7 protein-coding genes and 1 pseudogene are annotated in these 8,476 nt (G+C 40.7%); 4 read left to right on the forward strand and 4 right to left on the reverse strand.

Going from position 1 to position 8,476, the window contains the following annotated elements; all coding sequences use genetic code 11:
- A partial coding sequence (locus ACFX4L_RS24245; RefSeq protein ID WP_377406500.1) for an SH3 domain-containing protein occupies nt 1-1,631 on the reverse strand: 1,631 nt, incomplete at its 3' end.
- A 607-nt stretch (nt 1,632-2,238) separates the two neighbouring features.
- Between ACFX4L_RS24245 and ACFX4L_RS24250 the strand changes: the two genes are divergently transcribed.
- From ACFX4L_RS24250 to ACFX4L_RS24265, 4 genes are all read left to right on the forward strand, one after another.
- Complete coding sequence (locus tag ACFX4L_RS24250; protein ID WP_377386049.1) at nt 2,239-2,844, forward strand: protein kinase family protein; 606 nt, start codon at nt 2,239-2,241, stop codon at nt 2,842-2,844.
- A gap of 30 nt (nt 2,845-2,874) precedes the next feature.
- On the forward strand, nt 2,875-3,318 hold the full coding sequence (locus ACFX4L_RS24255) for a DUF6376 family protein (RefSeq protein ID WP_377406502.1): 444 nt from the start codon (nt 2,875-2,877) through the stop codon (nt 3,316-3,318).
- A 142-nt stretch (nt 3,319-3,460) separates the two neighbouring features.
- On the forward strand, nt 3,461-3,889 hold the full coding sequence (locus ACFX4L_RS24260; RefSeq protein ID WP_377386043.1) for an SRPBCC family protein: 429 nt from the start codon (nt 3,461-3,463) through the stop codon (nt 3,887-3,889).
- Nucleotides 3,890-4,261, forward strand: a complete 372-nt coding sequence (locus tag ACFX4L_RS24265; protein ID WP_061465208.1) for an ArsR/SmtB family transcription factor — start codon at nt 3,890-3,892, stop codon at nt 4,259-4,261.
- Nucleotides 4,262-4,308: 47 nt separating this feature from the next.
- Here the strand turns inward: ACFX4L_RS24265 and ACFX4L_RS24270 are convergent, their stop codons facing one another.
- The 3 genes and pseudogenes from ACFX4L_RS24270 to ACFX4L_RS24280 all read right to left on the reverse strand — a co-directional run.
- The gene (locus tag ACFX4L_RS24270; RefSeq protein ID WP_377406504.1) at nt 4,309-7,158 is read right to left on the reverse strand and encodes a YhgE/Pip family protein; all 2,850 of its coding nucleotides are present in this window, start codon (nt 7,156-7,158) and stop codon (nt 4,309-4,311) included.
- 2 nt (nt 7,159-7,160) lie between these two features.
- A complete protein-coding gene (locus tag ACFX4L_RS24275) occupies nt 7,161-7,667 on the reverse strand; it encodes an Rrf2 family transcriptional regulator (RefSeq protein ID WP_284469495.1) in 507 nt (168 codons plus the stop codon).
- A gap of 227 nt (nt 7,668-7,894) precedes the next feature.
- Nucleotides 7,895-8,224, reverse strand: a pseudogene (locus ACFX4L_RS24280) (thioredoxin family protein); the annotation flags it as partial.
- Nucleotides 8,225-8,476 lie beyond the last annotated feature (252 nt).

An 8,476-nucleotide genomic window follows, 5' to 3' on the forward strand; every position in this document is an offset into this window, starting at 1 on the left:
TTCGCCCAGCCTTTGGATTCCGAATACACCGTCACTTTCGTTCCTTTTGAAAGCTTCGCGACTATGCTGGCACTTTCTATACCACTTTTTCGCATATTAAGTGAACCCGTGCTGACATTCACATATTTCGTTGTCGTTTTTTGAGGTGTGGCTATTGTGGATCCCGATCCTGGCTTTGCAGCAGACAGATACTTGGTACTGACATATCCGTCTTTTCCATTGGCTTTAATTTTCGCCCAGCCTTTGGATTCCGAATACACCGTCACTTTCGTTCCTTTTGAAAGCTTCGCGACTATGCTGGCACTTTCCGTTCCGCTTTTTCGCATATTCAGAGAACCAGAGCTTACGTTTACATATTTCGTCGTCGTTTTTTCAGGTATGGTTGGATTGGGAGCCGTTCCTGGCTTCGTTGTTGAAAGATAGTCAGTACTGACATACCCATCTATTCCATTGGCCTTGATCTTCGCCCAGCCTTTGGATTCCGAATACACCGTCACTTTCGTTCCTTTTGAAAGCTTCGCGACTATGCTGGCACTTTCTATACCGCTTTTTCGCATATTAAGTGAACCTGTACTGACATTCACATATTTCGTTGTCGTTTTAACGGTTGCCGCAGCTTTGGTTACCGTTCCAGGCTTTGTCGTCGATAGATACTTGTTACTGACATATCCGTCTTTTCCATTGGCTTTAATTTTCGCCCAGCCTTTGGAATCCGCATACACCGTTACCTGTGTGCCCCTTGTCAGCTTTGCGACTATGCTGGCACTTTCTATACCACTTTTTCGCATATTAAGTGAACCCGTGCTGACATTCACATATTTCGTTGTCGTTTTTTGAGGTGTGGCTATTGTGGATCCCGATCCTGGCTTTGCAGCAGACAGATACTTGGTACTGACATATCCGTCTTTTCCATTGGCTTTAATTTTCGCCCAGCCTTTGGATTCCGAATACACCGTTACCTGTGTGCCCCTTGTCAGCTTTGCGACTATGCTGGCACTTTCTATACCGCTTTTTCGCATATTAAGTGAACCTGTACTGACATTCACATATTTCGTTTTCGTTTTAACGATTGCCGCAGCTTTGGTTACCGTTCCAGGCTTTGTCGTCGATAGATACTTGGTACTGACATATCCGTCTTTTCCATTGGCTTTAATTTTCGCCCAGCCTTTGGATTCCGAATACACCGTTACCTGTGTCCCTTTTGCCAGCTTGGCGACTACGCTTGCACTTTCAGTACCTGTTTTTCTCATATTAAGTGAACCTGTACTGACATTCACATATTTTGTTGTCGTTTTAATGGCTACTGCTGCTTTAGTTAAAGTTCCTGGCTTTGTTGCCGATAAATAATTGGTACTGACATATCCATCTTTTCCATTGGCTCTGATCTTCGCCCAGCCTTTGGATTCCGAATACACCGTTACCTTTGTGCCTTTTGCCAGCTTGGCGACTACGCTTGCACTTTCAGTACCTGTTTTTCTCATATTGAGCAAGCCGGAATTTACATGGACGAACATGACACCTGTTTCAATATTGGCCTGTTCTGCATGTAGTGGAGCTGCAGATATTTTTTCTTCGAAAGCAACTGTAGACAACACTGCAAAACAGAAAGTTGGTAAAATTAATTTCTTCATCTCATTCTCCCTACTAAAGAATTATATTTTTAACATTTATTTAATTATCGGTTAAAATAAGTATAATGTTATAGGTATTTATCCTCATTCATTAAAAACATACCATATTCCTTTAAATCTATAGAGGGATCGATGAATTTGTAACAAAATAGTAAACTAATAGACTTTTAATTAATTTAATAGAAATATTTGCAACGAAAATTCATTTCCTAAGTTTCTTGAAGCGGATGCACAAGTTTGTCGTCGAAATAAAGTATATTGAAATATTTATTCAGTTAATTAATTTATGGGGACGAACATCTTCCTGAATATACCGAATATACATAAAGGGTAAGCATACAATCCTAATATTTGACGGATTGAGGCAATAATCTATATACTCACTATATATACTTATATGAATCCTTCTGTTAAGGGGAGTAGCTATACAATAAAGTCGTCAATACAGGATTTTATCCTCGGCTTTATTGGCAACTGATCTTAGTTGTTTGCAAGACCTTGCCGATTATTTGGTGAGGTCTTTTAATTTTTAAAAGACGGTATAACCAACAATCGGTTATACCGTCTTTTTTTGATTCGAAAAAAATTCACAATAGAGGTGAAAAGTATGCAGAACTATTATGAATTAGCTCAAAGCGTTAAGATTTCCGATGATAAAAAGCATATATTGCTTGATGCCGACCAATCTTTATCACTTATCGGAAAAGGCCGAAGCGCTTATGTATTCCGAATTCATTCCACCGATAAAGCCCTAAAAGTGTTTTTCCCGGACCATACTCACACAGCAAAAGTTGAAGCTGAAATATACAAAACCGTTCAAGCCATCGATTACTATCCAACACTATATGATGCGGGGGTAAATTACCTGGTTATAGATCACATCGAAGGCAACACTCTTTTTGAATGTTTAACATTAGGAATCCCGATAACGGAAAAAAACATCGAGGAGATTGACCATGCCTTACAATTAGCAAGGAAAGAGGGATTGAATCCTTCGGATATCCATTTACGGAACATCTTCATCACTTCCGAAATGAAGGTGAAGATCATTGACGTTGCAAGGTTTAAACAAGTGAAATCATGTAATCAGTGGCATGACCTGAAAAGTGCTTTTCACCTTTTATATTCGAAGTCATTTTTTCCGAAGAAAATCCCTGGCTTCATACTGAATTCCATTGCAGCGATTTATAAAAAGAGATTCTTGTCCATCTGATCATCACCATAAAAACAAATGGAGGCATATATGAAAAAAAGAATGACCATTGTTTTTCTGTCCTTCCTTATATTAAGCGGCTGTTCGCTTTTGGGAGAAGTCAATTCATCATTGGAGTATGCGGATAATGCGACGGGATATATTAATACCGTTAAGGATTTTGCCAATGAGGTGCCCGCATTGGCAAAAGATGCCGTCACGAATGCCGAAGCAAGGGAAAATCTTGAAAAAGAATTGCAATTGATGAAAACGAAGATCGAAGACTTCAATGCAACTGAACCACCCCAAATCGCTGAAGGCATCCATGAGAAAATCGTCAGCTCAAATCAACAGCTTTCAGATGGAATTGAATTATACTTGAATAATATTGAAAGTGGCCAAATCGACCCTAAGGCATTGGAAGATTCAGAGGTAATGAAATCAATCGATAATTTAACAGAGCTGGCAAAACAAATTGAAGAATTGGGTATTTAAGCTTCCTTAATCCTTATTCCTGATTTCAGGAATAAGGAGAATGGCTCGAAACAAATCATTGACATGAAACCAAAAGGTTTTATATAATCAACAAAGCGAAACCAATTGGTTTCATAATTTTCAATGACAAAGGAGAATCAGTATGGAAAATCAACATACACTACAGGATATCAAGAAGACAGTTATTCTTGAAGCACCTATCCAAAAAGTTTGGGATACAGTTTCGACTGCAGAGGGCATAGCTTCATGGTTCATGCCAAATGATTTTCAACCGAAAGTGGGACATGAGTTCCATGTGCAATCACCTTTTGGTCCATCTCCTTGTAAGGTAACGGAGTTAGATGCTCCTCATCGTCTTTCATTCAGTTGGGATACGGACGGTTGGTTCATTTCCTTCATTTTAAAAGAACTGGATGGCAAAACGGAGTTCACCCTTATTCATGGTGGTTGGAAAGAGCCTGAAACGATTCTTCCGAAACCGAATGAAAAGAGCTCAGTGATTCGCGAGAGAATGGATCATGGCTGGGAACAGCTCGTTCATGCAAAACTTAAAAAGGTTGTTGAGGGCTAAGTGTCTGCAGCAGAAAAGCATGATGTATTTCAGGCTATCGCCGACCCAACCCGCCGTAAGGTCCTGCAATTGCTTGCTGAAGGGGATTTACCCATTTCAGAAATCACTTCTCACTTTTCCATGAGCCGGACAGCGATTGCCAAGCATCTTCATATCCTTTCTGAAGCTGAATTGGTCAGTGGCCGGAAGGTAGGCAGAGAGAAACGCTTTCGACTTCAGCCAGAACCTTTAGCGGAATTGAAACAGTGGCTTTCCTTTTACGATCAATTCTGGGATAACAAATTATCCATCCTTAAACATGTGATTGAAAATTCAGGGGAAAATGGATTGAAAGTCATCGATAAAGAAAAGGACACGGATGAACCATCATAATGAAGAAAACCCCCGGCGCATTGCACCGGGGGGGTTTTTTCATTAGTTTATGCATCCATCTCCACATTGTGTTCTTTGCGCTTCTTGATGACCATTGTTAGCAATAGTAGTAGATTGAAGACAATGATGCATCCAGTAAGGAACACTATACTCGTTGTCAATGCATCCGCTCCAAGGCTCGTACTCATCGCCTGACGGAAGCCCATGACAGAGTATGTCATTGGTATGAACGGGTGAATATGACTGAAGAAGTTATTGGTCAGTTCCACGGGGAACATTCCTCCGCTTGCACCTAGCTGTAGTACAAGGAATATCATCGCTAATAAACGACCCGGATTTCCAAATCCTACGGTCAAGAAGGTGACGATGAACATGAAGGTAAGGGAAGTCAGTATGGAAACCCCAATGAATTGCCCCATGTTCTCGACCTGTAAATCCATTCCAAAAATCATGATCGCATCCAACACTAATGCTGAAAGCGTCGCTTGGATAAATAGGACCGTGAATTTACTGAACCACCATGCCACTCCTGAAGTAGGCCTTGTGGAAGGCAACCCTGTCGGGAATCCCATATTGAAGGCTATAGCTCCTACAAATAAGCCAAGAGACAATACATAAGGTGCTAGTGCATGACCATAATTCGGAACGTCACTGCTTTTTTGTTCTTTAACCTGTGTCGGTTCAGCAATCATGCTGTAATTATCATCTGTTGTTTCATTTTCATTTATTTCTTCTGCACCATCACTCAGTTTTTCCGAAAGTTCGCCTGTTCCACCTTTTAGAGAGGAGATTCCATCGCCCAATTTATTTGAACCTTCAGCAAGTGCTAATGAACCTTTATTGATTTTACCTGCTCCATCAGCAAGTTGGATGACTCCATTGCTTAAAGTTGGTAAATTGCTTGCCAATTGTTCAGTGCCTTTAACAAGTGCTGATGAACCATCTTTCAAGGAACCTGAGTTTGCATTCAGCTCATTCGCCCCATTAGCAAGTTTATTTGCCCCTTCGCCAACTTGGCTAACACCAAACGCATACTTCTCAAGACCATTCCCAAAGGAGGATGACCCTGCCTGAAGTTGTGAAACTCCATCAACCAGTTGACCAGATCCCTCAGTTAGTTTTGATAAACCATTATTTAACGAAGAACCGCCTTGTGCTAACTGATTGATCCCATTCACTAGTTCTGGTGTCCGTTCATTTAAACTATCGGTTGCCGCCGTTAATTGATTGCTGCCCTTAACGGCTTCATTCATGCCGGTATTTAATTGGGTTGCACCAGGAATCAATTGTTCTTCCAGTGAGTTCCTTATTGCCGTATACCCATTTAACGCTGAGACGGCGTTTGGATTAACTTTATTCACCGCATTATTTAAATTGGCCACCTGTTCTGGAAGTTGGCCTAATCCATTCAATACTGGCATTACTTTATTCGTTAATTGCGTTGATAAGTCGGATACACTTGCAGCAAGATTCGATGCAATTTGTTTTTGTGCCCCCGCTTGTATTTGAAGTTCATTTTGAATGGCTCCAATTAATTCGGATTGTTGTTCACTCGTCATACTTTTGTACGCTTCAGTGTTTTGAACGGTATTGATTGTGCTTTGTCCATTATTCGCAATCGTTGATTGTAGTTCCGTTAAGGCCGCTTGACTGTTATTGAGGTCATCAGTAATGCCAGATACGGTACCGGACGCGCTGCTCCCTGCAGGAACCGCTTTTTGCAATTGATTCACACCGCTTTGAATGCTTGACAGTCCTTGCTTAAGCTGACTCAGCTGTTCTTCTGCGGGCAATTGGCCATCCATCTTTTTCAGGCCGGCATTTAACGCCCCGCTTCCTTCAGCCAGTTTAATGATTCCCTCATTTAAACTCTGCTGACCTTCTGCCATTTTTGGGATTCCTGAAGATTGGTCCGTCAGCTGCCTTGCATTTTGCGATAATTGATTCAACCCATCATTCAAATTCGCACTGCCTGTTTGCGCTTGTGCTAATCCAGTATTTAAAGTTTGGGCTCCTGGAACCACTTTGGCCAGCCCAGTGGAAAGTTGGGAAGAACCTTGTATAAGTGCTTTACTATTATTAGTTAATTCCCCTGTACCTGATGCGAGTTCGTTCGCACCCTTTTGCAACTGACCGACACCAGAAGTGTATTGTGATATTCCCTTATTTAATTCCGAAGCGCCACTTTCAAGTTTATTGGCTCCTTCCAAAAACTCGCCGACGCCGATTTGAAGTTTATTCGCTCCCTCTTTAAAAGTTAATGTACTGGAAGCTAATTTATTCAGATTCTCTGTCACTTCTTTGTTTCCATCATGCAGTTTTTCAGCACCTTCATCCAGTTTTGATGCCCCATCTGCTGCATCACCGAATCCATCTCCGATTTCATCCAGTTGTGAGAAGATCGCTTCCGCATATTCTTTTGTGACACTTTCAGCAATTTCCGTTTTCAAGTTATTCGCTGCCTGTTTTCCGACCGTTTCCGAAACGAAACTGCGTCCAGGATTCACATCATATGTTAAATTCATTTTCTTAGGTTTATCATCCAGGACGGTTGAAGCATTTTTTGAAAAGTCCTCTGGAATGGTAACAACCATATAATATGTACCATCTTCGAATCCTTTTTTCGCCGCTTTTTCCGTTACGAAATGCCATTCTAAATCATCATTGTCCTTTAATTGCTCGATCAGCTCATTACCGACCGTTAAGGTTTTACCCTCATATTCCGCCTTCACATCCTTATTCACGACTGCAACCGGCAATTTGCCTGTATTCCCGTATGGATTCCAAGCGGAACTAAGAAATAGCCCCCCATAAATAATCGGTACGAACAGTAAAACGATTGCGACACCGACAAGTTTTCGATTTGTAAGGAAAAGCTTCCATTCTTGTTTAAGCATGTTCAATTCTTTTCACCTTTCTTTTCACGCAGTACATCACTCAATGACGTTGAATTCCAATTAAGAGTCGGTATGTCCGTGGTGCCAAAGCTTTCCTTCAGCAAATCTGCCACTGTTTGACTGGAAAAGAACTCTATCAAAAGTTGATCCGCCCGAGAAAACGTCCGACGAAGAACGTCCATCCCCTTCTCTGCGTATTCTCCATCTTTAAACGCTTTTTCTATAAGTCCCGTATCCGGAAACATCGAAATGGGACCTTCCATCGCCTCAATAATTTCAAGGTTTTTAATCTTATCTACACTTTTGGCAAGAGTAAGGCCGCCATTATTACCAGGAACGGAAGTGATTATCTGCTTAACTACCAATTTCCTTATGATTTTTTTCAAATAAGAAGGAGACACCTCCAATCGCCTGCTGATCTCATTAGACGAAAGCGGTACATTTTTATCCTGGGTGGAGAGGATAACAATGATGCATATAGCTTGCTCGACCCCTTTTGTTAATTGCAAATCAGTTCACCTCTTTCAGCATCTATGTGGATATTCGATATCCATAATGGACATTCGGTATCTATAATTAAAACCCGTTTCATCATAGAAATCAAGTTATTTTTAGAAAAAAATCCCTGAAATTGGGGTGAACACGATATTCCATGAACATTTTTAAATGGGAGACCCCAAAACAAAGGTGAACCCCGCATGACAACATCATGCGGGGTTTACCTTTACAACAACTTTTATAGATCATTTAGAAATTCATTGACTGCCTCTGGGGTTTTAGCATTCGCACTGTGCAAATGTGCAATCTTTTCTCCATTTTTAAAAACCAATAAAGAAGGAATTCCCATCACGGTCTGCTCTTCTGAAATCTCTGGAAACTCGTCACGATCGATTGTAAACCACTGTTTGTCTTGATGTTCTTGGGTGATTTCATCAATGAACATGTCTAAACGTTTGCAGTCTGGACACCATGTAGTCGTAAAAATCCCGACTGTCAGTCCCTCTTGTTTAATTTGTTCACGGTATTCTTGTTCAGTATTAATATTTTTCATGATTGTCCCCTCCGAACTTTTCTTATCATCATCATACTTTCATCCATGAATAAATGTACTCAAGAATTAATATATAATTAATTCCTTCACAGTACAAACGGTTTATCCTCGATCTGGTTCGGGGTGAGACACTTCCGAACCCCTTTTGTAAACAAATTTTAAGAAAAGCCAGTTTGCCCATAGTTTTTTCTTTAGGCTCTTTTCGTAAAGATTGTTGTTTTTAAAACGAAACTATTTAAGGTTGATTGGAGCGGAAGTGCGAGACTC

This window comes from Peribacillus sp. YIM B13482 (assembly GCF_042787975.1).
GTDB classification, from domain to species: domain Bacteria; phylum Bacillota; class Bacilli; order Bacillales; family DSM-1321; genus Peribacillus; species Peribacillus simplex_A.